This window comes from Microbulbifer agarilyticus, from assembly GCF_019800665.1.
Taxonomy (GTDB): domain Bacteria; phylum Pseudomonadota; class Gammaproteobacteria; order Pseudomonadales; family Cellvibrionaceae; genus Microbulbifer; species Microbulbifer agarilyticus_C.
The window spans coordinates 261513-286076 of sequence record NZ_JAHVKO010000005.1 but is presented as its reverse complement, the minus strand read 5'-3'; the positions used below and the strand labels follow the sequence as shown (position 1 = coordinate 286076).

The window sequence follows — 24564 nt, the reverse complement described above, 5'->3', positions numbered from 1 at the left end:
CGGTTACAGTCGGTGTAACCGGTTGGCTGGACACTGGTCAAGCAGGGCATGCAGTGGTGTGCCGTCGGGCATCACGAGATCCGGAGCCACATCGGCCAGTGGAACCAGCACAAAATTTCGTTCTGGAATGCGCGGATGCGGTACGCTCAGGCGGTCGGTCGCCAGGGTGTGGTTGCCAAACAGCAACACATCCAGGTCCAGGGTCCGCGCTCCCCAACGCACCGTGCGTTCACGACCGTGCGCATTCTCAATGGCTTGCAGTGCATCCAATAACGCTTCCGCGCTTAGATCGGTATCCAGCGCCGCTACGGCGTTCACATAATCTGGCTGCTCTCCGGGGCCTACCGGCGCGCTGGTATAAAACGGAGAGCTCTCGATCAACCGGGTGTGCGCGATTTCGGCCATGGCGTTCAGTGCACTACGCAGCTGCCCGGCGGGGTCCGCGAGGTTGCTGCCGAGGCCAATATAACAGCGAGTCACTTGTGAAGTCCGCTCAATTTGACGGGCGTTCGCCGCCCTTGTTGGTGCGGTTGCGGCGACCACCGCGGTTGCGACGGCCACGGCTTTTGCTGCCGCGCGGCCCGTTTCTGGGAACGTCACGAACCATTTGCAAGCGCTGCTCTTCGTCCTGTTGCTGGAACTCTGTCCACCATTGGCCCAGCCCGGAAGGGATCTCGCCGCTGTCTTCGCGCAGTAACAGGAAGTCGTACGCGGCGCGGAAACGCGGGTGCTCCATCAGGCGGAACGCACGTTCGCCACCGCGGCGCGGCAGGCGGGATTGCATGTCCCAGATTTCCCGCATGGGCATGGAGAAACGCTTGGGAATCGCCGTGTGTACCAGTTGTGCACTGGTAATTTTTTGCGCGGCCTGCGCCAGGGCCGGCACCGGAGGAATGCCTTTTTCAGTCAGGAACTTCTGTTCGCTGTTGACCGCGGGCCACAGCAGCGCTGCGTAAAGGAACGCGGGCGTGACACGTTGGTCGGAACGGATGCGGGTATCGGTATTGCGCAGGGCTTGGCGGGTGAGCGCCAGGGCTTCCGGGTTATCGAGCATGCGCGCGTTGTCGGGGAACAGGTGCGGCCATAACTCGTATTCGCGCAGCAGTTCGAAGGTGCGCTCGCCATTGCCGCTCATCAACAGCTTGAGGACTTCATCGAACAGGCGGGCCGGGGCAATGTTACGCAGCAGCGGAGCCAGTTTGTGCAGCGGCGCAGCTGTGCCGGGTTCAATGTCGAAACCCAGCTTGGCGGCAAAGCGCACCGCGCGCAGCATGCGCACCGGGTCTTCTTTATAGCGGGTTTCTGGGTCGCCGATCATGCGGATCAGCCGTTGCTCGATGTCCTGAATACCGCCGGTGTAGTCGTGAATTTCGAAACCGTTGGTGGTGTAGTAGAGCGCGTTGACGGTGAAGTCCCTGCGTACTGCATCGCTCTCCAGATCGCCGTAGACATTGTCCCGCAGCAGCATGCCGTGTTCGGACTGTTGCGCCTCGTGGGCCTCACCATCACTGTGATGGCCGCGGAAGGTGGTTACCTCGATCACTTCACGGCCGATGCGGGCGTGGAGGATACGGAAGCGGCGCCCGACAATGCGCGCCCCGCGAAACAGCTGCTTGGCCTGCTCCGGGGTGGCATCGGTGGCGACGTCAAAGTCCTTGGGGTGGCCGCCCAGCAGCAGGTCGCGTACACCACCGCCGACGATATAGGCCTCAAATCCGGCTTCCTGCAGGCGTTTCATTACCGTCAGTGCCGCGCGGCTTACGTCGCGCCGAGACAGGCAATGATCGCCGCGGGGAACCACGGTGCGGGTATTGTTGGAGCGTTTGGATTTCTTGCGCCCGGGGCTGGGTGGGCGAGGGCCGCGTGATGGGGTGGTGTCTGGCCGGCTGGATTCCGCTGTGGAATCACCTTCGGCGGACTTCGACTTGTCGTGCCAGCGCTTGATACGGCTGATCAGGGTATTGAACATACGGCTATCTGTTTTGTCCGCAGCCCACTGATGCAGGGGCGGCTGTATCTGTATCGGTGTACTTTCTCTGAAGCGGTTGCTTAAAAGTACTCTAGATAAACCGGGGTTGCTCCGGCGGCTACTGGTCCGGAAGACGGTTTGGAGGCGGATTCTAACACATACAGCACAATGCACAGCTGCCGGGCCCAATCCAATGGGGTCCAGCATCAAAGTGCATCGAGTGAAATAAAGAAAAGAAAGAAATTATTCTTATTCGGTATGAAGGCAGCGGCTTCCTTGCGCTATCAATTTGCTATTCAGCAAACCCTCTCCCAGGCACAATCAGTCAGTTTGTCACGTGCTTGTCGTTATTTTTGTTGTCTTCTACAAGTTATTGTTCTTGTTATTCGTCTTTATTCTTATTGTTTATTTTTATTATTGTTTCTTATTACTTTTTGTTTATTTTTATTGTTATTGCGAGCTTTATTGTTTTTATTGCTCAAATTTTGCTCCGGATTCGATCACTTTGGCTTTTATTGTCGATCTTCCCGTTATTATTTTTATTGTGTTGCGCCCGCTTATTGTCAGTTGTTATTAGGGCTTTAACAGTCATTTATTATTATTCTTGGCTGTTCTTGTTGTTTGGCCTATACAAAGCAGATAGCGTGCCAACTTTAAAAAATCCTTTAAAATCAAAGGGTTAAGTTTTTAAGGAACTTTTTTGTGGCGCTGAAATACAGCTTTCCGTTACGCATAGTGCGGTGGTTGTTACTTGGGGGCGGAACTGGGTAACACTTTCACCTGTTACCAATTCGCCCCCACTCTGTGCGGCTTCCCAGTTGGGGCGCGAGCACGCAAGTCACCTCCAACTTATTGAAAGTTAACGTGTTTTTGATTCTTGCGACGGGGTAACAAAAAAGCCCGTGCTGGTGTGCACGGGCTTTTTTGTTTACTTGGGGGGAAGATGCTCAGGCTTCGGCGAGGCGTTTGGCCTTTTTGCGCGGGATGCCGAGCTTCTGGCGGCGCTCCCACAGGCACTTGCGACTCACACCCAGCTTTTTGGCCAGCTCGGTTTCACTCATGGTTTCCTGATGTTCCAGAACGAAACGGGCGAAGTAATCTTCCAATGACAGGTCTTCGCGCGGGTCGGCGCGCAGACTGGTGCGTGGACGCCGCTCGGGGTCCGCTTCTTCGATCGGTACCAGATCCAGATCGATGTCCAGAGTGCGGTGGTCAATCTCGACGTTGTCTTCGGTGAGAATCACTGCGCGCTGAATTGCGTTCTCCAGCTCGCGCACGTTACCGGGCCAGGTGTAGGTAGTGATCGCCTGAATCGCTTCCGGTGACAGTCGCAGGATTGAGCGATTGACCTTGGCGCAGAATTTTTCCAGCAGGTTCTCGGCAATGGTCAGTACGTCCTTGCCGCGCTCACGCAGAGGCGGAAGGGTCATCTGGACCACGTTGATACGGTAATACAAGTCTTCCCGGAATTTGTGTTCTGCTGCCAGCTGGCGCAGGTTCCGGTGGGTTGCCGCGACCAGGCGCACGTTGACCTTGCGTGACTCAATGGCGCCGATGGGGCGCACCTCACCTTCCTGCAGCACCCGCAGCAGTCGTGCCTGCGCTTCCAGGGGCAATTCGCCAATCTCATCGAGGAACAGGGTGCCGCCATCGGCAGCAGCGATTAGACCCTCGCGCGCGGTTTGCGCGCCGGTAAACGCGCCTTTCTCGTGACCAAAGAGCTCCGCTTCGATCAGGGTTTCCGGAATGGCGGCACAATTCACCGAGATCAGGGGTTTGCCGTTGCGCTTGCTCTCTTCGTGAATCGCCCGGGCTACCAGTTCTTTACCGGTACCGGTCTCACCGTGCACCAGTACGGTGGCGTCGGTAGGAGCCACCTTGTGGATACGTGCATAGAGGTCGCGCATTACCGGGCTGTCACCGATCATGCCAGATATGGCGCGGCCTTCCGCTTTGCTGTCCGCTGCTGCGGCACCCGCCGCACGATTCTGTTCCGCCTTGCCGATGACCCGGCGCACGGTGGCGAGCATTTCATCGTGGTCGAAGGGTTTGGCGATATAGTCGGCGGCGCCCATACGCATGGAGTCAACCGCAGAGCGCAGGCTGGCGTAGCTGGTCATGATCAGCACCGGCACATCGCCGGCCAGCTTGAGCAGGTCTGTGCCGGGTGCACCGGGCAGGCGCAGGTCGGAAATAATGAGGTCCATATCCGCGAGGCGGTATTTTGTGGTGGCCTCACGTACCGAGCCGGCTTCACTGATCTTGTAGCGGTGCCGCTCCAGCAGCTTGCGCAGAGCCGTGCGGATAATGGCTTCATCTTCTACGATCAGAATGTGGCTCATGTGTTACGCCTGGTTACAAAGTGTTCAGGGGACGCTAAGTTTTACCTTTTGAGCGTTTCGATGCAACCCAGCTGCCTGTTTGTGATCAAAAATCACCCTGATTTTTATGTCTGCAGGTAACAGATTGGTCATAAACCCACCAGTCAGCCATCTTTCGGGGGTGACTCAGAGTTCGGCCAGTGGGATCTGCACAATAAATTGCGCACCGCGCCCGGTTTCCGGATGGGCCGGACTGACCAGTTCCAGTTGCCCGCCATGCTCTTCCACAATGCTGTACACCATCGCCAGGCCAAGACCGGTACCTTCGCCGGGTTCCTTGGTGGTGAAGAAGGGCTCGAGAATCCGCTCCCGGTGTGCCGGTGAGATCCCCGGACCATTGTCGGTCACTGCGACACAGGCCTGCCCGGCACGGGTGTAGCCGGTGACTTCGATATGGCCGCCATCGGGGCTGGCATCACGCGCGTTACTCAGCAGGTTGATAAACACCTGAATCAGACGCTGGTTGTCGCCGAGCGCAATCAGGTCGGCGGGCACCTCATTGGCGAAGGTGACCTCGGTCTTGTCCCGCTGCAGCGATAGCAGCTGTACCGCCTCTTCCACGCAGGCGCGCAGGTCCACCGGCGCTTTTTCGCTGTCCTGATTACCGCTGTGGGAGAAGCTCACCAGCGAGTGGACGATGCGGCTGATGCGCTGGGTCTGGCTGAGGATCTGGTCTGCCGTTTCCAGTACCTCCGGGTTCTCCGACTCGTACTGCAGATTCTGTGCGAGGCAGGCGATACCGGTGACCGGGTTTCCGACTTCGTGGGCAACCCCGGCGGCGAGGCGACCAACCGATGCCAGGCGTTCGCTGTGCATCAGTTCCTGCTCCAGCACCTGTGTTTCCGTGATGTCTTCCACCAGCAACATTTGCCCGTCACTGCGGTTGTCGCGACGGGTGTTCTCGCGGCCGTATTTTCCGGCGCGCTGCTTGAGTCGTGTTTTGTGTAGGTTCAACCAGTGGCTGGTGCCATCGATATCTACCTGCTGTTTGAAACGGCTGTCATCGGTGGAACGGGCAAATTCCGTCAGCTCGCTGCGCCATGGCTCCGGCAGGTACTCTGGCTTGGAACCGATTACCTCGCTGGCACTGATTCCGGTGAGCTCCGTCATGGCGTAGTTCCACAGCAGTATCTCGCCGTCGCGCCCCAGGGAGCAGGCCGCCATGGGCAGCTCTTCCAGCATTTGTCGGTGATAGAGGCGCAGGTTGTTCAGCTCCGCGGCCAGGCCAGTGAGCTGGTTTTTATAGCGGCTGAGACGGGTCTCGATCAGGTTGATGTCTTTGTTTGCAGGCTGGTCGCTGGTAACAAATGGCACGTGCCGGTCGAGAATCTGGCCCGCCAGTACACGCCCCAGCAAGCCGGAGAGGTTGGCTTCCAGGCGGTCGCGCAGCTGGCGCAGCGCATAGGGCCGCCGCTCCTCTTCCGACAGGTTGAGCTGGCGCAATGCACGGCTCACTTCCTGACTCGCGGTGGCCGCGCCGAGGCTTTCGGACAGACGCAGGCGGAATTCCGCCGCGGATTGCACATCCAGTTCCAGGCGCAGCGCCTGACTGATGGAATCGTCACTACACAGGTCGGCGGCATAGCGCTCGAGGCTGGAGGTGCGCGTGAAGATGGAGAGGCCCACAAACAGCAGCATATTTACCGACAGAGTCAGGGTGGTGATCTGTGGCCAGATCTCCATCCCCAGCGGTATGTGGAAGTCACCAATGCGAATACCGCTGTTACCCACCATTGCCGGCAGCAGTAGCCCGCCGGCCCACACCAGCATGCCCGCCAGCAGCCCGCCGATAAATCCGCGCCGATTGCCCTGCGGCCAGTGGATAACCGCGAAGATCCCCGGCAAAAACTGCAGGGAGGCGATAAACGCAATGATCGCGAGGTCCGATAGCGACAGGCGGTTGTTCAACAACAGGTAAAACGCGAAGCCGGCGAGAAACAGCGCCGCCACCAGTGCCCGGCGCAGCCACAGCAGCTGGCGGTACATGTTGTCGTCGGATTGCCAGCGCGTGCCGGGCAGCAGCCAGTGATTCATCACCATAGTGGCCAGTGCCAGGGTGATCATGATCAGGGCGCCGGTGGCTGCAGACAGGCCGCCGATAAAGGCGAGAATGGTCAGCAGCGCGGAGCCGCTGGCGCGGGGCACTGCGAGGGTGAAGTACTGCACGGGTTCCGTAACATCCAGCGCGAAGCCCGCCCACATGATCGGGAAGATTGGCAGCGCCATCAGCAGCATGAACAGCGGGAAGCCCCAGCTGGCGGTGCGCAACCCTTCGGTGGGAGGTCGGTCCGCGATACTCAGATAGAAAATATGTGGCATGGCCACTGCGGTGGCGATAAACACCAGCAGCAGGGTGTGGGAGGAGCCCTGTTTGATTGGCGAGTACAGCAGCTGCTGCATATCGCTGTTTTGTGCGAGCCAGTTGTCCAGGTCGCCGAGGCTGCCGAACACGCCGTACACCGCATAGAGGCCAACCGCGAGCAGGGCGACCAGTTTGACCACGGATTCCAACGCCATGGCACTGGCGAGGCCTGCGCGGCGTTTGCGCGAGGCGCCGTAGGTGCTGGTAAATACCGCCAGCAACACACAGTAAAGGAACGCGATGAGATCTTTACTGGTGACGCCACTGTCGGGCAGTGCCATCGCCGCCACATTGTCTCGGGACAGCAGTGCCAGGGTTTCTGCCACTGCCTGAATCTGCAGGGCGATCAGCGGTAGCAGCCCCAGCAACATAAACAGGGTAGCGAGGGTGCCCGCTTCGCGGCTGTGATAGCGAAACACCAGCAAATCGGCGGGTGAGGTCAGCTGGTAGCGCTGTGCCAGCCGCGCCAGGGGTTCCAGCGCAAATGGCGCAAACAGGAACATGGCACCGGTACCCAGGTAATAGGCGAGTACCCCATAGCCGTGCTGCCAGGCGAGATCGATGATGCCGTAATAGGTCCAGGCACTGAGCGAGACCCCAAGGGACATCACATAGAAGAAGGGGTGGCGCACCCAACTGCTGGACAGCCAGCCCTTGGAGGTGGCGAAGGCCACAAAGAACAGCGCGAAAATATAGGCGACGCCAATCAGCGCAATATTGACGATGTCAAAGGTCATCGGGTTTGCGCCTCCGCTGAATAAAAATGGCCAGCAGAATCAGCACGAACCAGAGAATAAACGGGCGATACCAGGCGCCGGAGGGGTTGATCATCCAGGTGAATACGGTGGGGCTGAATACGTAGCCCACCAGTACCAGCAGGATTAACAGGGTGCGGTTGCTCATTGGAAGCCTGTTGGGGTCCCTGTGGTGAAGCAGCTTGAACACGGGGAATTAGAACACGGGGAAACTGGCGCGAAATGTTAATGCGCCGCCGGGGCACAGTTCAACTGTTTAACGGAGTAGCGGTTGGCGAATTAGTCGAGCAGGCGATTGTGGCGATCGACCGCCTTGCGCTGCCAGTGGGCGCTGGCCCAGGCAAGGATATGCGCCGGGGTGTTCGCATCGAGATCTTGCGGGGGGCGCAGACCGAGAAATCCCAGTGCCTGAATCAGGTTTGAGGCGGCTTTGTTGTCGTCCAGCGGGGCGGCGTGATTCTGCTTGCTCAGTTTCTGTCCGGCTTCGTTCATCACCAGCGGCAAGTGCCCAAACTGCGGCGGTTCGGCACCCAGCGCGCGGAACAGGCATCGCTGGATTCCCGTGCAGTCCAGCAGGTCCGCGCCGCGTACCACATGGTTTACCCCCTGGGCGATATCGTCGACCACCACTGCCAGTTGGTAGGCGTAGAGACCATCTTTACGCTTGAGAATCGTGTCCTCATCAATGGCTTGCTGCTGTGTGCCTTGCCAGATATCGGCAAACCCCTCGCGGGCACCGGCACATCGAAAGCGCAGGGAGTGCGGCCCGGACTCGCCGACGCAATTGGCTTTGGTGTGACCGCCGGCCCTGCGTACCTGCTCGCGCGTGCACGAGCAGGGGTAGATCTGATCCTGTGCGCGAAGCTGCTGCAGTGCCTGCCGATACAGGTCGTGGCGCTTGCTTTGCCACACCACTGGCGAATGGCTGTGCAGGCCGTGGGCATGCAGCGAGTGCAGAATGCGTTCCGCCGCACCGGGCATTTCCCGCGGTGGGTCCAGGTCCTCCATGCGGATCAACCAGTGGCCGCCATGGGCAATGGCATCCAAATAGCTGCCGAGGGCACATACCAAAGAGCCAAAATGCAGTGGGCCGGTGGGCGAGGGCGCGAAGCGGCCTACGTAGCGCTCGGAAGAGGACGAAGAATCTGGAAGCAAGGACACTGGTGCAGTATTCAGTGTGAGAGGAAGATTCCGGGCGGCGCTGGGTGCAGCCGCCCAGAGAGCGGGATCAACCGGAGATTTGCTTCTCTTTGATCTCCGCCAGGGTTTTGCAGTCCACACACAGGGTTGCGGTTGGACGGGCTTCCAGGCGGCGGATGCCGATCTCGACACCACAGGCTTCACAGAAGCCATAGTCTTCCTGATCAATCAGTTCCAGAGTGGAGTCGATTTTCTTGATCAGCTTGCGCTCGCGGTCGCGGGTGCGCAGTTCCAGACTGAACTCTTCTTCCTGGCTGGCGCGATCGGCCGGGTCCGGGAAGTTGGCAGCCTCATCCTTCATGTGCGTTACGGTGCGATCCACCTCTGCCATCAGTTCGGCTTTCCAGGCCAGCAGCAGTTTGCGGAAATGCTCCTGCTGCTTCTCATTCATGTACTCCTCGCCCTTCTGTTCCTGATAGGGCTCAAAGCCGTGCAGAGAATCGGATTTCGCAGCAGTATTGGGCATAGTCATTGCCTCTCTCGTAATACGGGCCCTTCTTTATAGGGGCACTACAACCAAATTCAAGCCTAGCAGGCGCGAAGCCTAGACCGCAGGCTGTATCCAACGGCTGCGGCGGCAGCCAAGGCGAGGAAACTATCAAATCTCACACGACTGCGCCACAAAATGTTGTCGGAGCTGCCCTCTAGCGATGATCCTCCCACAAAGGGTGACTTGATTGGTGTATTCTGGCGGCCATTTTTTCGACAAGTTGGCGTTTACATCAACTTGTGTTGGATTTTTAAACGATTTATTGAGAAGACCACGTGAAACTGAGCCCTGCCTTGATCGAGGGAAAACTCCTGCGCCGCTACAAACGATTTTTGGCGGATGTTGCCCTGCCGGATGGCGAAATTATGACCATTCATTGCCCCAACACTGGATCAATGAAGAACTGCTGGGAGGAAAACACCCCCTGCTGGTATTCCGATTCCGGTAATCCCAAGCGCAAGTATCGTCACACCCTGGAGATCACCACCACGCCCGAGGGCGCGAAAGCCGGTGTGAACACCGGCCGCGCAAATCACCTGGTGGAAGAGGCGATAAGTACAGGCGTTGTCGTTGAACTGCAGGGTTACGACGCCCTGCGCCGCGAAGTGAAGTACGGTGAAGAAAACAGTCGAATCGATATTCTGCTGGAAGGGGACGCGGGCGCCTGTTACGTCGAAGTAAAAAACGTCACCCTCGCCGAAGGCGCGCGCGGCATGTTTCCCGATGCGGTGAGTACCCGTGGCACCAAGCACCTGCGTGAACTGGAAAAACTCGCCCAATCCGGCGTACGCGCGGTGCTGTTTTACTGCGTGCAGCACGACCAGATTGCCACGGTGGAAGCCGCAGCCGACATCGACCCGGCCTATGCCGAGGCCCTGGCGCAGGCGTTAAAGAGTGGTGTGGAAGTGATCGCTTACCGCGCCAAGCTCGATGCAGAAGAAATCTGCCTGATCGAGTCGGTGCCGTTTCTACCTGCGCAGTAGTTAGTCTGCCAGCAACACGTAGAGCCCATCCTGCGCGTACTCGACAGGCACTGGCGTCAGCGCGTCGCCCGCACACGGGCCGGCAATACATTCGCCGGTGCGTATCTCGAACAGGGCGCCATGGGAAGCGCATTGGATCAGGGCTTTTTCTGAATCCAAGAATTGATCCGGCTGCCACTCCAGGTTGATACCCCGATGGGGGCAGACATTTTTATACGCATACACTTCGCCGTCTTTTTTCACCGCAAATACATTGTCCATGCCCGCGCTTTTGTCGCCCAGGGAAAAGCCTTTGGAATCACCTTCGTTGAGGTCTTCGTAGCCGCAGAGGAAATGTTTTTGCATGGAAAATTACAGCGCTGTAGTAAAAATGGTTCGGCGGGCAGTTTAACGAATTATTGGCTCGAGCTACTACTTAAAGTCTGGGGCGAAGGTGTCGATACCGGGGTGCGCCTGGTGAGACCTTCGAAAAAAGGGACTTTTTCGAAGAGCCCCCAGGGATGGGTTGAGGGGGGGCGCCTAGCTCGTGTCTCACAAGCGCACCCCGGTAGCGGCGCCGCCACTTAAGTAGCGGGCGAAGTTAAATTACATATGCGTTAGGGTGCAGCGAGTACCAGCGAGGTCTGGTACGCCTCCCCGTCGCGCAGATAGTCCACCTGTACCCGGTCCCCGGGACGGCGGTCTTCCAGTACATTCATCAGGTCGTCGTAATTGCTGATCGGTCGACCATCGATACCCACAATCACATCACCCAGTTGCCAGCCACCGCGACTGCCGCGGTAGACGCCGCGCAGCCCGGCTTTCTCGGCGGGCAAGCCCGGTGCGGTGCGCAGAACCGCCACGCCCTCAAAATCGTAACGGTTCGCCCACTGGTCCGGGGCCGATTCAATCCCCAGAATCGGCCGCACCAGGCGGCCGTGGGCGATCAACTCCGGAACAATTTTTTTCACCGTATCCACCGGAATCGCAAAACCGATACCCACACTGGCGCCACTGGGGCTGTAAATTGCAGTATTCACCCCGATAAGCCGTCCGCTGCTATCGAGCAGAGGACCGCCGGAGTTGCCGGGATTAATCGCCGCGTCGGTCTGGATCACGTTGCGAATGGTGCGGTTGCCTGCGGCATCGATTTCACGCCCCAGTGCACTCACCACACCGGTAGTCAGGGTGGTATCCAGGCCAAAGGGGTTGCCGATAGCCAGTACCTTGCGCCCCACCGAGAGGCTGGAGGATTCGCCCGGTACCAGTGGCTTGAGCCGTTCCCGTGGCGCATTGATTTTCAATACCGCCAGATCTTTCTCCGGTGCCGATCCGACCAGCTGCGCCGGCCACTCGCTGCGGTCCTGCAGGGTAATGGTGATCTTGCGGGCTTTTTCGATTACGTGAAAGTTGGTCACCACATGGCCGTGTTCGTCCCAGATAAAGCCACTGCCGGCGCCTTTCGGCACGGTGTGCAGGCGCAGGCTCCAGCGGTCGCGCACCAGTGCTTCATTGGTGACGTACACCACCGAGGGACTGGCGAAATTGAACACCTGCATGGTGTTGGTTTCGTCGTCGGTGGCAAATTGCGGGGGGCGGGATTCTGCGTTGGCCGCGAAGGCAAGGATGGCCAGCAGGGTAGTGAGAAACAGTCGAGAAAAGAATCTGATCAGGCGCATGGCTGAGCGGGTTTCCTGCGTCAAAAAAGTGGGTACCGCAGGGTAGAGTGACGAGGAGTCCCGGGTGGGGCTCCTCGCCAATACTTGCGGTTAACGAGCAGAATTTTGCAGCGCCAGGATCCGATCCTCAAGAGGGGGGTGGCTTGCCATCAGCGCGGCCATGCTGTTGCCGTAGATACCGAAGGCCTTCATGTTGGCGGGCAGCGGTTCCTCGCGACCGGCTTCCGATTCCGCCTTGATCCGCGCCAGGGCAGCGATCATCGCCTGCGGGCTTGCCAGATGCGCTCCGGCCTCATCGGCACGGTATTCGCGGCGGCGGCTGAACCAGGCGACGACCATCATGGCAAAGAAGCCAAACACGATATCCATCACAATGGAGGTGATGTAGTAGCCGATACCGAGCCCCTGCTCATTGCGCATCACGACGCGGTCCACAAAGAAGCCCACGAGGCGCGCAAAGAACATAACAAAGGTGTTTACCACCCCCTGGATCAAAGCCAGCGTGATCATGTCGCCGTTGGCGACGTGGCCGATCTCGTGGCCAATCACCGCGCGCGCTTCGTCGCGATTAAAGCGTTGCAGCAATCCGGCGCTCACCGCTACCAGAGCGCTGTTGCGATTCCAGCCGGTGGCAAAGGCGTTGGCCTGTGGCATGGGAAAAATACCCACGTCCGGCATGTCGATACCCGCTTTCTGCGACAGCTCGCGCACGGTCTCCACCAACCAGCGTTCGTCGGCGGTTTGCGGCTGTTCGATGATCTGGGTGCGAGTTGTCCTGCGTGCGATGGTTTTTGACAGCAGCAGTGAGATCAATGAGCCGCCAATACCGAAGATGGCACACATCGTTAGCAATCCGGGTAGGTTCAGATTGACGCCATTGGCGTCGAGAATGCCCTGAATCCCGAACAGGTTAAAGATGATGCCGACCAATACCATGACAGCCAGGTTGGTGAGCAGGAAGAGCCCTATTCGCAGCATTGTGTTCTCCGCAGGGTGAAAATAGATCGAATAATAATAAGGTTAGAGCACAGCCCCCACCGGCTGGTTCCAGCGTGCGTTGGGGCGGCCTGTTTCGAAGTTAATCCGAGGATTAGATAGGGTCGGTGAGCGCCAATTGCAAGTCTGCGACTTGCCGATGGGCCAGGCCGGTTTTCAAGAGAGAGGTGTTGTGTTGAAGCCCGTGGAGGGTAGGTCAGGCGCGATCTTTGCGCGCCAGTATTTGCTCGGCTTCGGTCACCAGGTTGGCCTTGAGGTCCGGGTCGAGTTCGTTCCAGTGAACATCGAGCAGGGCGCCCTGTAGCGCGTAAAGTAGTACACGAGAGGCGTTGATACCGCGGCCACGGATACTGGCAAATGCTTCAGCGGGACCCACGCGATGGAGGTCATCCTGAGTGCGAATGCCGATGGAGTGCAGAATATTGACGGAGGCAAGGCCCAGGTTTTTCAGTTTTAACAACTCTGACTGACTTGGGTGCATAACATTCTTCCCTGAACTGTTAGACAGTGCGGTAGCCATTATCGCGGCGCATCATTCGTCGCACTTCTTCGGGCGGTCTCCCGATGGCTACCAGATTCGACCCAATCCCGAGTCGAATACAACGGCCGCCCAACATAGCACAAAATAATAAAAGGCCAAACCGTGCCCCTAGACTGCGTGTGGGCGAGGGATAGGCATCTCTGGCAGACTCCATGCCGGAGCTGGCAAAACGTGTGGAAATCACAAATTTGCCGAGCCGCTTAGCCATTGATGGTATTTCGTCAGGTAGTATCTTGCTTCAATAGCATCGCGCGGCTTTTTGCCCGTTGCAGAAAAAGACTAGTTCGCAAATAACTGTTTTGCAGATCTTTTGTTCTGTTTGGCTCGGCCAGATGTAGTATTAGAGCTGATGCCCGGGGGCTTTGAGGAGAAAACTTTGCCATGCACAAATTGATACGAGACATGGTTTTCGGGCGCACCGATGCACACGTGATACTCGAGCCGATCTCCGGACAATTGATGCATCCTGAGGCGCTGGTGGCATTTGATCAGCTGCGTCGGGATGCACGGGACGCAGGCTTTGAACCGAAGGTGGTATCCGGCTTTCGTGACTTTGAGCGTCAGCGCCGTATCTGGAATGCGAAGGCCGAGGGAGTGCGCCCAGTATTGGATAGTCTGGGCAGGCCTATGGATGTGGCGGGAATGTCGCCTGAGGATATTCTATTCGCTATATTGCGCTGGTCTGCCCTGCCCGGTGCATCGCGCCATCACTGGGGTACCGATTTCGACGTGATTGATGCGTCGGCATTGCCAGAGGGATATAAGGTGCAGTTGACCTCGGAAGAGGTTGCGGACGAAGGGATGTTTGGTCCCTTCCACGGCTGGCTGGATGCACGTATTGCGGCCGGTGAAAGTTATGGGCTGTTTCGCCCCTACAGTGAAGACCGCGGAGGAGTGGCGCCAGAGCGCTGGCACCTGAGTTATGCGCCGCGCGCACGAGAGTTTCAGGATCTGCTGAGTGAGCAGGCGCTGGTTGAGCAGGTGAATAGTTGCCCGCAAGATCAGTCGCTGGCATTAAGTAAACTCGTTTGTGAGCAAATGCCGCAGATATATGCGCGCTTTATTGCGGTGCCAGAGTCCGCATACCCAGCGAATATCAACAGGTTATAAAGCACTTGCGTGCTAGGCACCGGTACAGGAGTTTGTGTTATTACCGTCACTGAACTGAAACAACGGGATATTTGGGCCGCCATGCGGGCGGAGGCTGCCGCGTCCGCTTCCGGTGAGCCGGTGCTGGCCAGTTATTTTCATAATACCGTGCTGCGCCATGACTCTATCGACAGTGCGCTTGCCTATCAGCTCGCTTCAGTGCTCGACCATGCCGCTTTGACCGCGACCGCCTTGCAGGAAGTCATTGCGGCTGCCCTGGCAGATGATCCGGCGATTTCTCTCAGCATGCAGGCAGATATCTGTGCCTGGTACGACCGCGATCCCGCCTGCGATCAATACATAATGCCGTTCCTTTATTTCAAGGGCTTTCACGCCTTGCAGTCCCATCGTATTGCCCACTGGTTGTGGAGCAAGGGACGCCGCACGCTGGCGTTGTATTTTCAAAGCCAGGTCTCCGAGCAGTTCGCCACGGATATTCATCCGGCGGCGCATTTTGGCTGCGGCATCATGATCGACCACGCAACCGGTCTGGTGGTGGGGGAAACCACCATCGTGGAAGACGACGTTTCTATTCTGCATTCGGTGACCCTGGGTGGCAGTGGCAGTGGTGGTGGCGATCGCCATCCGAAAATCGGTCGCGGTGTGATGATCGGTGCCGGTGCCAAGGTATTGGGCCCGGTGCGGATAGGGGAGGGTGTTAAGATCGCAGCGGGCAGCCTGGTGCTGCGTGACGTCCCGAATCACTCGACGGTCGCGGGTGTGCCCGCGCGTATTGTGGCCGGCAAATGTGCGGCTACCCCGGCCTACACCATGGATCAGACCCTGGATTCCGACGACTAAACCCATTGAATTCTGCCGCCAGATACGCCAACGTAGGGTGCTGGTGCCAAGAGCGAACAACTAGAACAGACACCGACAAAAATAAAAAGTACGCATGCCGATTTAACGCGGCGCCACTATCGAGACAGTGTTATGAGCGAATCCACTTACAGCGTGATTTTCCGCGGCGACCTTGAACCCGGTTACACCGCCGCCGATGTGAAAGCCAATATGGCGCGTTTGTTCAAGGCGGGTCCAGAGACTGTAGATAAGTTGTTCAGTGGTCGCCCTCTGGCGATTAAGAAAGGTCTGAACCTGGCGCAGGCGGAGCAGTTACAGGCCACCCTGGCGCGCCAGGGTGCGCAGTCTTCGGTTAAAAACGAAGCCGCTCCCGAAGCGGAAGCCGTGCCGGCGCCGCGCCCGATGGAGGAAACCCCGGCCGCACCGGCGCCGGCGGCGAAGTCTGCCCCAGTGGCGCAAGCTGAAGGTGCGCTATCTCTTGCGCCCATGGAAGGCAACCTGCTGAAGGAACATGAGCGGACCACGGTGGAGCCGGTGCAGGTGCCCGTCAGTCATCTGAGCCTGAAGCCCGCGGTTGGCAATTTGGTCGAGGCGAGTGAACAGCAAGCGCCGCCGCCAGTTCAGGTGAAGGTGCCTGACTGGAAGCTGGGCGGGCATGTCACCGGCAAGGCCTCGTTCAAACTACCGGATTGATGGCCGTTTAAATTGCTTTCTGGCCTTATCTACGGCCTTGCGCGTTACACAATCTGTGGCGTGATCATTGATCAGCCCCATGGCTTGCATAAACGCGTAGACGGTAGTGGGCCCCACGAATTTCCAACCGCGCTTTTTCAGGTCTTTTGAGATGGTCTTGGAAACTTCCGATGTGGATACACTCTGCGGAATTGCGCCCGGGATCTCCTCAGGTTCGAACCCCCAAAAGTAGGCGGCAAGCGACCCCTCCTCGCGTACCATCTCTTTGGCTCGCTGGGCATTGTTGATCACCGCTTCGATTTTGCCGCGGTGCCGAACAATGCCTGCATCCTGAAGCAGTCGTTCCACATCTTTTTCGGCAAACTTCGCCACCTTGTTGAAATCGAATTGCTTGAAGGCAGCGCGAAAATTTTCCCGCTTGGCGAGAATCGTTCGCCAGCTCAGGCCGGACTGGAATCCTTCTAGGCAAATTTTTTCAAACAGGCGTTGATCGTCGTCTACCGGAAACCCCCATTCGTTGTCGTGATAGGGAAAGAAATCATCGGTGGCGGCGCACCAGCCACAGCGCGGTTTGCCATCGGGTCCTGCGATTGTGTTTGCCATCGGCGGGCTCCAATTACGTTGTTACCCCTATTTAACGGGCACAAAAAAGCCGGCGCAAGGCCGGCTTTCGGAAAGATCGGACGATCACCAGTGTGGGATCAGCCTTCTTCTTTCAGGTAGCGCTCGCGGGAAGCCATAACTTCTGCGCGTGCCGCGTCAGCATCGGCCCAGCCGTCTACTTTCACCCACTTGCCAGCTTCCAGCGCCTTGTAGTTTTCGAAGTAGTGCTCGATCTGCTTGATCAGCAGCTCCGGCAGGTCGCCGATTTCGTTTACGTGGTCGTACAGCTTGGTCAGCTTGGTGTGCGGTACCGCCAGCAGCTTGGCGTCGACACCGGATTCGTCGGTCATGTTCAGCACGCCGATCACGCGGGAGCGGATTACGGAACCAACCATTACCGGGTAAGGTGCAACAACCAGTACGTCCAGGGGGTCGCCGTCTTCAGACAGGGTCTGAGGCACGTAGCCGTAGTTGGCCGGGTAGAACATCGGGGTAGCTACGAAACGGTCTACGAATACCGCGTCTGCGTCCTTGTCGACTTCGTATTTGATCGGATCGTGGTTGGCCGGGATCTCGATGATTACGTTGATATCGTTGGGCAGCTCTTTACCTGGGGAAACCTTGTCGAAGCTCATTGCTAGTCCTGTTGGTGGTCCTGACTAAAAAATAATCAAATGGGTGGGTTAATTTTAGGAGCGCGGATTATATACCCTGAGCGGGCACTTACATAGTCGCCCTGCAGTACGGTGTTCTGCGACCTTAGTCCTCATGTGTTGACTATGCTGTAGGCGAGATTCCGCCCGCAGCCAGCATCGTCTGCCGGGTCACAATCCAGATCACAATAATGGAGCCGACCATGGACGAGTCCACCGAACTGCCGCCTGCCCCGCAGGAGCCGCCTGTTAGCCGTGCTTCCGGCATTCCGTCTTCCAGCCCGTCTTCATCAGCCAATGGGGTAACGCGATCGCCGCAGCCGCGTCAGGTGCGCTCGGTGGAGGATGCCAAGCACATTGTTGATGCCCGCGGCCTCAGTCATGTGAAGGTGGGATTGTTCGATAACGACGGGGTGATGCGCGGCAAATACATGAGCCGCGAGAAGTTCTTTTCGGCGCTGGACAAAGGGTTTGCGTTTTGTGATGTGGTGTTGGGCTGGGACACACAGGACCAACTGTACGACAACGCCCAATACACCGGTTGGCACACCGGATATCCGGATGCGCCGGTGCGGATATTGCCGCATACCTGTCGCGAGGTGCCGTTTGAGGACGGCATGCTGTTGTTCCTGGCGGAATTTGACGGCGCTGCCGAGGCCGTGTGCCCGCGTGCGCTATTGCGGCGGGTTATCGAGCGCTGCGAGCAGGCGGGTTTCAGTCCCTACGCCGCTCTGGAATACGAATTCTTTTTGTTTGATGAAACCCCAGATAGCGCACGTGCCAAGGGTTATCGAGACCTCAAACCCTTCACTCCGGGGTGGTTTGGTTACTCGATGATTCGCAATTCCGTGCACGCGGATCTGTACGAGGAAATTCTTACCCTCGCCGAGCGCATGGACTTCCCTATTGAGGGACTACATACGGAAACGGGCCCGGGGGTGTTGGAAGCGGCCATCACCGTGGATCAGGCCGCGGCTGCGGCGGACAAGGCCGCGCTGTTCAAAACCTTTATCAAGGTGCTGGCCGAGCGTCGCGGCCTGATGGCCACCTTTATGGCCAAGTGGTCGAATGAGTATCCGGGCCAGAGCGGGCATATCCATCTGTCTCTGCGAAATAAAAGTGACGACACCTCTGCGTTTTTTACTCCAGGGCAGCCGCACAATATGAGCGCCACTCAGCGGCACTTTCTCGCCGGGCAGCAGCGGTTGATGCCTGAGTTGTTGAGCATGGTCGCGCCGACCATTAACAGCTACCGGCGCATGATTCCCGGGTTCTGGGCACCCACCGATGCCACCTGGGGGGTGGAAAACCGTACTGCGGCGTTGCGTGTAATACCTGGCAGTGACAAATCCCAGCGCCAGGAATATCGACTGGGTGCTGCCGATGCCAATCCCTACCTTGCGCTCGCGGTGGCCCTTGGCTCGGGCCTTTACGGTATCGAACAGGGCTGGGAGCCCGGAGAGCCAGTGCGGGGCAATGCGTATGAGGGGCAGCATGCGGCGGAACTGGCGCTGCCGGCCACCCTGTGGGATGCGGCGCAACGGCTGCGGCAATCCAGCGCCGCGCGCAGCCTGTTCGGTGATGCGTTTGTGGAGCACTTTGCCGCCAGTCGTGAATGGGAAGAGCGCGAGTATCGCAAGCATGTTGGTGAGTGGGAATTACAGCGTTACTTTGAAATTATCTAGCGGGAAATCATTTAGCGCCAGGTCGAATAGCTTCGGGCGCGGTGTGCCAGGCGCGAGGGGCGTTAAAAAGCTATTCCAATAATTGCGGCAGGAAGCCGGGATCGTTATGCATAAACTCCAGTGTATTTCTCCGATCGATAACCGCGTTTACGTGGAGCGGCCGCTGGCGACGGAGTACGAAATCCAGAATGCGCTGAATAGCGCACGTAGTGCTCAGCTTGCCTGGCGGCAGGTGCCCGTGGCGGAGCGGGTCGAGCTGGTGCGTGCCGCGGTGGCCAATTTACAAAACCAAAAAAGTGCGCTTGCCGAAGAAATTTGCTGGCAGATGGGCCGCCCCATCGTCTACGCCGGCGGCGAAATTGACGGCCTTGCCGAGCGCGCGCTGTACATGGCGGATCTCGCCGAGTCCGGCGCCAGCCCGCTGCAGGATATATCGCTCCCGGAGAAAAGCGGCTACACGCGGTTTATTCGCCGTGAGCCTCTGGGCACAAGCCTGGTGATCGCACCGTGGAATTACCCCTATCTCACCGCCATCAATGCGGTGGTGCCAGCGCTTCTTGCTGGCAACAGTGTAATCCTGAAGCACTCGGCGCAAACACCGCTGTGCGCCGAGCGATTGGTCGACGCATTTGTCGAGGCGGGCTTACCTGCCGGAGTGTTTCAATATCTTCATCTCGGCCACCGGGACGCGGAGCAAATCATTATTCGCGGTAGCGTGGAACACGTGGCATTTACCGGTTCTGTGGCGGGTGGCGCGGCGGTAGAGAGTGCTGCTGCCGGGCGTTTTCTTGCAGTGGGGCTGGAGCTTGGCGGCAAGGATCCCGCTTACGTACGTGCCGATGCTGACGTTGAGTATGCGGTGGATTCCGTTGTCGATGGTGCCTTTTTCAATTCAGGGCAATCCTGTTGCGGGATCGAGCGGTTATACGTCCATCGGTCGGTGTATGACGAATTTGTCGCGCGTGCGGTGCAGAAAATTAACCAGTATCGCCTGGGCCGTTCGGATGAGCCGGAAACCACATTGGGACCATTGGTGCGAGCCAGCGCCGCGGATTTTGTGCGCGATCAAATCGACGAGGCAGTGGCGCAAGGCGCACATGCGCATATCGATGAAGGTGCCTTTGCGATGGATTGCCGCGGCAGTGCCTATATGGCGCCGCAGCTACTGAGCAATGTGGATCACGACATGCGGGTGATGAACGAGGAATCTTTCGGCCCTGTGCTGGGGGTGGTGCCCGTGCGCGATGATGAAGAAGCGCTGGCGCTTATGAACGACAGCGAATTCGGACTTACTGCGGCGATCTATTCAGCCGATGAGCCGGTTGCACTGGCTCTGGGCGACCGACTGCGCACCGGCACGGTGTTTTTGAATCGGTGTGATTACCTGGATCCGGCACTGGCGTGGACCGGGGTTAAAAACTCCGGTCGCGGTTGTACCTTGTCCGGTATCGGCTTTGAGCACCTTACGCGACCAAAGTCCTTCAATTTCAAGTTGCCGCGCGGATAGCAAAATGTCTGATACTGCATTTTTTTCCAACTGGAATTATCCCACCGCAATGCGTGTTGGTGCCGGGCGTATCGCAGAATTGCCACAGCTGTGCCGCGAGTTGGGTATGGCTACACCGCTGCTGGTCACCGATCCGGGGTTGGCGGCGCTGCCCATGGTGCAGGCGATCGTAGAGCGGTGCCTGGTGGATGGGATACCGCTGGCGGTATTCAGTGATATCAAGGGTAATCCTACGGGAGAAAACGTTACCGATGGTGTGGTCGCGTTCAGGGCGCACGGTTGCGACGGCGTGATCGCCCTGGGTGGAGGGTCCGCCCTGGACGCGGGTAAGGCCATTGCGTTAATGGTTGGGCAGACGCATCCAATCTGGGAGTTTGAAGATGTGGGCGATAACTATCTCAAGGTAAATACCCGGGGTATGGCGCCGGTCATCGCGGTGCCCACCACTGCTGGAACCGGCTCGGAGGTGGGGCGCTCGTCGGTCATTACCGACCAGAGCGCTAAGCTAAAAAAGATCATTTTCCATCCGCGCATGTTGCCGCAAATCGTGTTGCTGGACCCCGAGCTGACGGTCGGCCTGCCAGCACCGATCACCGCGGCCACAGGGATGGATGCCCTGTCTCACAATTTGGAAGCCTTCTGCGCAAACAGTTACCACCCCATGGCAGAGGGGATTGCGCTCGAAGCCATGCGCCTGATTCATGATTACCTGCCACGCGCAGTCGCCAATGGCAATGATCTCGAGGCGCGTATGCAAATGCTGGCAGCATCCAGCATGGGGGCGACCGCATTCCAGCGCGGGCTGGGTGCGATGCACGCGCTGGCACATCCTTTGGGCGCCGTGTATGACAAACATCACGGATTGTTGAACGCGATCCTGATGCCCTATGTGCTGGCGGCAAATCGATCTGCCATTGAAGAACCGATGCGCCGGCTATCGAGCTATCTCGCCCTGCCCGAATCTGGATTTAACGGTGTTCTAGACTGGGTTCTTTTACTGCGCCGTGAGTTTGGGATTCCCAACACTCTGGCGGAAATCGGTATTGGCGAAAACGACGCAAGTGAGATTGCCCGAATGGCGATTGCCGATCCCTCAGCACTGGGAAATCCGCTGCCGCTGACAGCCGATGATTATGGTGACATATTTCTGGATGCCTGCCGCGGAAACCTCTGACCAAAACCCAATTGGCATCCAGGCATATCTCGCGCTCAACAATCTCTTCTTCAATCGTTTCTCGATACAGTAACTGTCCGAAATGAAGCCAGCGTGCACTGGAGTCGTTTTTCGCGCCAGTTTCATTCTTCGCACCCCAAGTTTCGGCCAATTCCATTGGCCGGGCGGCAAATTATTTTTATAAGATAGCCGCGCTTTTGGGCTAAATGGAGCGGCCTGAAAATTGCAGTTGTCATATAAGTATTGGAGTAACAAGGGGGAGACATGGATCGTCGGTTATATCATCTGGATTTTCTCAGGGCATTTGCGCTATTTGTTGGAGTCTTTTATCGGTCAGCGCATGCGGATGCGGGGGGTGGTGATTATGACTTGGTGCGGGATGTTTCAGGCGCGTTCAGAATGGCCTGCTTTTTCCTGATATCCGGTTATTTTTCCTTGGCGCTGATTGAGCGCAAGGGAACTCTGCCTTTTCTCAAGGGAAGGCTCGTCATGCTGATGGTTCCCGCACTAGTGTGTGTCATTCTGTTGGCGCCATTTACGGCAGAGTGGATGGCTTCCTATTACAGCCAGGTGAGCGCGAACAAAGATTTTAAAATGTTCTGGATGTACCACGCCTGGTTCCTGTTCTCTCTTTTGGCGTACACATTAATCCTGAAGTATACCGTGCGTTATTCAATGATATCGGTTCATTGGCTCTCAAAATATATGCCTGAAAATCTAGCAAGGATTGTGTTCTTTTCCATTGTGGTACTCGCGTGTGCTCTATCCTACAAGGTGATACTTCCGAGTTTTATGTGGGAAATTCCCTATATTCACCTGGTAGGGCTATTTGTTCTCATTTCTGTGCAGCATTTCCCCTACTTTTTGCTGGGAGTGTTCATGTATATGTGGCGAGATGTATACGTGAAATTCAATAGTGGCTATGTCCAGTGGGGCCTCGTGGCTCTGGTATGCATTGGCGGTTCGGTCGCACTGAGCCTTGTTTTGGGTCAGTATCAGGGAGGGGGGCTTGGGTTGCGGTTCCTTGAATTTTTTGCGGTTGTTTATGAGTACTTCCTGGCTATCGTGTTATCGATTTTCCTCTGTGCGTTCGGCGCACGTTTTCTGGATAAGGATTTTTGGGTTGTTAGGGTGATGGCGCAGTCCGCATACACGGTTTATGTGGTCCATTTTATTATTGTGGCCTTCCTGTTATATGCGCTTCAAAAAATTGGCGTGTCTATGGATGCGCGCATGGCTCTCTCGGCAGTCGGCGCCTGTCTTGGCGGTATGCTATTCCATTTTGCCATTGTGAAGCGCTTTAAAATTACCTCTCTGCTGTTTAATGGCAAACTGAGTTACGGCCCAAGCGCGACAGATAAAACGGTGGGCAGCCCAGTTAAGGCTTGAGGAGTGTATCGTGATTACAGGGCACTCTGATGTCTGCCCACCTTTGCAAGTAGTGGTGAAAACAACTAAAAGCCCTGCAAAAGGTTGGAGAGGTGTTGCTTTAGCGCTTTGATTTTTGTGCCTGAATGAACTTCAGGCATAGTGTCCTGGGAGAGCTGTACCGCATACCATAGTAGCGTCAAGTACGTGTATATCACCTGCCAGTGGCGCAGTCTAAGGAGGTCTTGTTTGTCGACAGGGCGCCGGAGGTATTCTGTAAGGAATGCTTCTAGCCGAGTGCCCTGTAATTGGTGCTCCTCGGTAATTACCGCGAGTTCATAAAATGGATCGCTTGTGGCGGCATATTCCCAATCTATGGCGTAGAGCTGCCCGTTTCTGTCTGAAATCAGGTTCTCCCTCTGTAAATCATTGTGACAAAGGACCTTGTGGTCGCCCATGGCCTCAGCAGAGATGATATGGGCGTGAATATCACGATTCAGTTGCCGCAAGCCCTGCCGATCATTCCCTATTGACTGCCTGTAGGCCGAGATCTTGGCATTTATATCGAGCTGAAGATCGATGGTGGGTAGCTGATGGATGCTTCTGGTCAGTCGAGCCAGTTTGCGCAGCTGAAGATGTGTATCCGGTGGCCCAGATGGCCAGGCTTTGCCATCGATAAACTGGGTAACTAGGTAGCGTTGATCAGGGTCGCAGTAAACCAGTGGGGCGCTGAGCCCTCTGGCCAGTTGCAGAGCCTGCGCTTCTGCCCGGCGATCAAGGTCGAGCTGGACGCTGATCGGAGAGTTCCAGCGCAACACGACCTTTCCCTTAACTGTATTCAAGAGGAAGCTGCGATTCGTCAAGCCATTGGTCAACGGCCGGATCAATTCAGGCTCGGCGAGGCTCCAGTGCCGCCAGTCATCGGGGATAACTTCAGCTGGCCAGGGAATCATTGGGACTGAGTGAACTATGATCGAATGAAGCGCTCTGAGAGCGGTACAAGGTCAGCCACTGGAAAAATCCAATAATCACCAGTATCACATAGAGCACAAACAGCAAGGCGGTGAGATACATCTCGCGGTCGATATACAGATAAATCGCTGCACCGTCGATCACAATCCAGTAGAGCCAGTTCTCCAGCACTTTGCGGGTGACCATATAGGTGGTTACCACTGCGCCCCAGGTGGTAAATGAATCCAGATAGGGCAGGGCGGCGTTTGTGTAGTTATCCAGTACATAGCCAAAGATAAGGGTGAGAGCACCAACACCGACAAATGCATAAAGGTGCATGGCTGCGGACCAGCGGTGGATATGCAGCCTCTCCCCATCATCTTGGCGCTGGCGCCACTGCCACCAGCCGTACACTGCGACTGCGAGATAGAAGATCTGCAGCGCGGATTCCATCAACAGGCTGACATCCCAGAACAGGAACAGGTAGATAGCCGTGCTGGCAAACGCCGCATACCAGCACAGGATGTTTTCCCGCATGGCCAGCAGTAGGTAGGTAAGTGCCAGCACCACCGCTGCCACCTCCCACAGGGACATGGCGGCGTAGGCGGTGGCGATGGCTTCGCGTACTTCCGGAGTGAACATGGG

Annotated in this window: 23 protein-coding genes; 8 read left to right on the top strand and 15 right to left on the bottom strand. The window is 57.3% G+C overall.

Annotation, left to right across the window (positions count from 1 at the left end; translation table 11 throughout):
* Nucleotides 1-3: 3 nt before the first annotated feature.
* From folK to dksA, 7 genes are all read right to left on the bottom strand, one after another.
* Nucleotides 4-480: a 2-amino-4-hydroxy-6-hydroxymethyldihydropteridine diphosphokinase gene (folK, locus tag KUV22_RS13975; protein WP_222232100.1), complete on the bottom strand. Its 477-nt coding sequence runs from the start codon at nt 478-480 to the stop codon at nt 4-6.
* 13 nt (nt 481-493) lie between these two features.
* Nucleotides 494-1969: a polynucleotide adenylyltransferase PcnB gene (pcnB, locus tag KUV22_RS13970; protein ID WP_222232099.1), complete on the bottom strand. Its 1476-nt coding sequence runs from the start codon at nt 1967-1969 to the stop codon at nt 494-496.
* 947 nt (nt 1970-2916) lie between these two features.
* Nucleotides 2917-4311 (bottom strand): sigma-54-dependent transcriptional regulator, encoded by a 1395-nt coding sequence (locus tag KUV22_RS13965; RefSeq protein WP_222232097.1) that lies wholly within the window; start codon nt 4309-4311, stop codon nt 2917-2919.
* Between the two features lie 165 nt (nt 4312-4476).
* The gene (locus tag KUV22_RS13960; protein WP_222232095.1) at nt 4477-7449 is read right to left on the bottom strand and encodes an ATP-binding protein; all 2973 of its coding nucleotides are present in this window, start codon (nt 7447-7449) and stop codon (nt 4477-4479) included.
* Nucleotides 7439-7615, bottom strand: coding sequence for a hypothetical protein (locus tag KUV22_RS13955; RefSeq protein ID WP_010130964.1), 177 nt, complete (start codon nt 7613-7615; stop codon nt 7439-7441). Before KUV22_RS13955 ends, KUV22_RS13960 begins: the two co-directional genes overlap by 11 nt.
* A gap of 131 nt (nt 7616-7746) precedes the next feature.
* Nucleotides 7747-8628, bottom strand: a complete 882-nt coding sequence (gluQRS, locus tag KUV22_RS13950; protein WP_315857559.1) for a tRNA glutamyl-Q(34) synthetase GluQRS — start codon at nt 8626-8628, stop codon at nt 7747-7749.
* Nucleotides 8629-8695: 67 nt separating this feature from the next.
* Nucleotides 8696-9133 (bottom strand): RNA polymerase-binding protein DksA, encoded by a 438-nt coding sequence (gene dksA / locus KUV22_RS13945; protein ID WP_010130962.1) that lies wholly within the window; start codon nt 9131-9133, stop codon nt 8696-8698.
* Between the two features lie 299 nt (nt 9134-9432).
* On the opposite strand from dksA, the gene sfsA reads away from it, so the two are divergent.
* A complete protein-coding gene (gene sfsA / locus KUV22_RS13940; protein ID WP_222232093.1) occupies nt 9433-10140 on the top strand; it encodes a DNA/RNA nuclease SfsA in 708 nt (235 codons plus the stop codon).
* Here the strand turns inward: sfsA and KUV22_RS13935 are convergent, their stop codons facing one another.
* The 4 genes from KUV22_RS13935 to KUV22_RS13920 all read right to left on the bottom strand — a co-directional run bounded on the left by KUV22_RS13935 (nt 10141) and on the right by KUV22_RS13920 (nt 13275).
* Nucleotides 10141-10485, bottom strand: coding sequence for a Rieske (2Fe-2S) protein (locus KUV22_RS13935; protein WP_222232091.1), 345 nt, complete (start codon nt 10483-10485; stop codon nt 10141-10143).
* Between the two features lie 251 nt (nt 10486-10736).
* Nucleotides 10737-11798, bottom strand: a complete 1062-nt coding sequence (locus KUV22_RS13930; protein WP_222232088.1) for a S1C family serine protease — start codon at nt 11796-11798, stop codon at nt 10737-10739.
* Nucleotides 11799-11888: 90 nt separating this feature from the next.
* Nucleotides 11889-12776, bottom strand: coding sequence for a protease HtpX (gene htpX / locus KUV22_RS13925; RefSeq protein WP_222232086.1), 888 nt, complete (start codon nt 12774-12776; stop codon nt 11889-11891).
* Nucleotides 12777-12990: 214 nt separating this feature from the next.
* Nucleotides 12991-13275: a TfoX/Sxy family protein gene (locus KUV22_RS13920; protein ID WP_077406042.1), complete on the bottom strand. Its 285-nt coding sequence runs from the start codon at nt 13273-13275 to the stop codon at nt 12991-12993.
* Nucleotides 13276-13716: 441 nt separating this feature from the next.
* Between KUV22_RS13920 and KUV22_RS13915 the strand changes: the two genes are divergently transcribed.
* From KUV22_RS13915 to KUV22_RS13905, 3 genes are all read left to right on the top strand, one after another.
* A complete protein-coding gene (locus tag KUV22_RS13915; RefSeq protein ID WP_222232085.1) occupies nt 13717-14445 on the top strand; it encodes a M15 family metallopeptidase in 729 nt (242 codons plus the stop codon).
* A gap of 81 nt (nt 14446-14526) precedes the next feature.
* Complete coding sequence (cysE, locus tag KUV22_RS13910; RefSeq protein WP_222232083.1) at nt 14527-15285, top strand: serine O-acetyltransferase; 759 nt, start codon at nt 14527-14529, stop codon at nt 15283-15285.
* 132 nt (nt 15286-15417) lie between these two features.
* Nucleotides 15418-15978 (top strand): hypothetical protein, encoded by a 561-nt coding sequence (locus tag KUV22_RS13905; protein WP_222232082.1) that lies wholly within the window; start codon nt 15418-15420, stop codon nt 15976-15978.
* Here KUV22_RS13905 and KUV22_RS13900 read toward each other — a convergent pair.
* The gene (locus tag KUV22_RS13900; RefSeq protein WP_222232081.1) at nt 15967-16581 is read right to left on the bottom strand and encodes a DNA-3-methyladenine glycosylase I; all 615 of its coding nucleotides are present in this window, start codon (nt 16579-16581) and stop codon (nt 15967-15969) included. The genes KUV22_RS13905 and KUV22_RS13900 overlap by 12 nt on opposite strands.
* A 98-nt stretch (nt 16582-16679) precedes the next feature.
* A complete protein-coding gene (gene ppa, locus KUV22_RS13895; protein ID WP_010130952.1) occupies nt 16680-17216 on the bottom strand; it encodes an inorganic diphosphatase in 537 nt (178 codons plus the stop codon).
* A gap of 221 nt (nt 17217-17437) precedes the next feature.
* Here ppa and KUV22_RS13890 point away from each other — a divergent pair, with 221 nt between their 5' ends.
* From KUV22_RS13890 to KUV22_RS13875, 4 genes are all read left to right on the top strand, one after another.
* Nucleotides 17438-18919, top strand: a complete 1482-nt coding sequence (locus tag KUV22_RS13890) for a glutamine synthetase family protein (protein ID WP_224919137.1) — start codon at nt 17438-17440, stop codon at nt 18917-18919.
* A 106-nt stretch (nt 18920-19025) separates the two neighbouring features.
* Nucleotides 19026-20426 (top strand): aldehyde dehydrogenase family protein, encoded by a 1401-nt coding sequence (locus KUV22_RS13885; RefSeq protein WP_222232080.1) that lies wholly within the window; start codon nt 19026-19028, stop codon nt 20424-20426.
* Between the two features lie 4 nt (nt 20427-20430).
* The gene (locus KUV22_RS13880; RefSeq protein WP_222232079.1) at nt 20431-21600 is read left to right on the top strand and encodes an iron-containing alcohol dehydrogenase; all 1170 of its coding nucleotides are present in this window, start codon (nt 20431-20433) and stop codon (nt 21598-21600) included.
* Nucleotides 21601-21864: 264 nt separating this feature from the next.
* Nucleotides 21865-22989, top strand: coding sequence for an acyltransferase family protein (locus tag KUV22_RS13875; RefSeq protein WP_222232078.1), 1125 nt, complete (start codon nt 21865-21867; stop codon nt 22987-22989).
* 65 nt (nt 22990-23054) lie between these two features.
* Here KUV22_RS13875 and KUV22_RS13870 read toward each other — a convergent pair whose 3' ends face one another.
* Together KUV22_RS13870 and pnuC are read right to left on the bottom strand one after the other, a co-directional pair.
* Nucleotides 23055-23921 (bottom strand): choline/ethanolamine kinase family protein, encoded by an 867-nt coding sequence (locus KUV22_RS13870; protein ID WP_222232077.1) that lies wholly within the window; start codon nt 23919-23921, stop codon nt 23055-23057.
* On the bottom strand, nt 23902-24561 hold the full coding sequence (gene pnuC, locus KUV22_RS13865; RefSeq protein ID WP_222232076.1) for a nicotinamide riboside transporter PnuC: 660 nt from the start codon (nt 24559-24561) through the stop codon (nt 23902-23904). Before pnuC ends, KUV22_RS13870 begins: the two co-directional genes overlap by 20 nt.
* Nucleotides 24562-24564 lie beyond the last annotated feature (3 nt).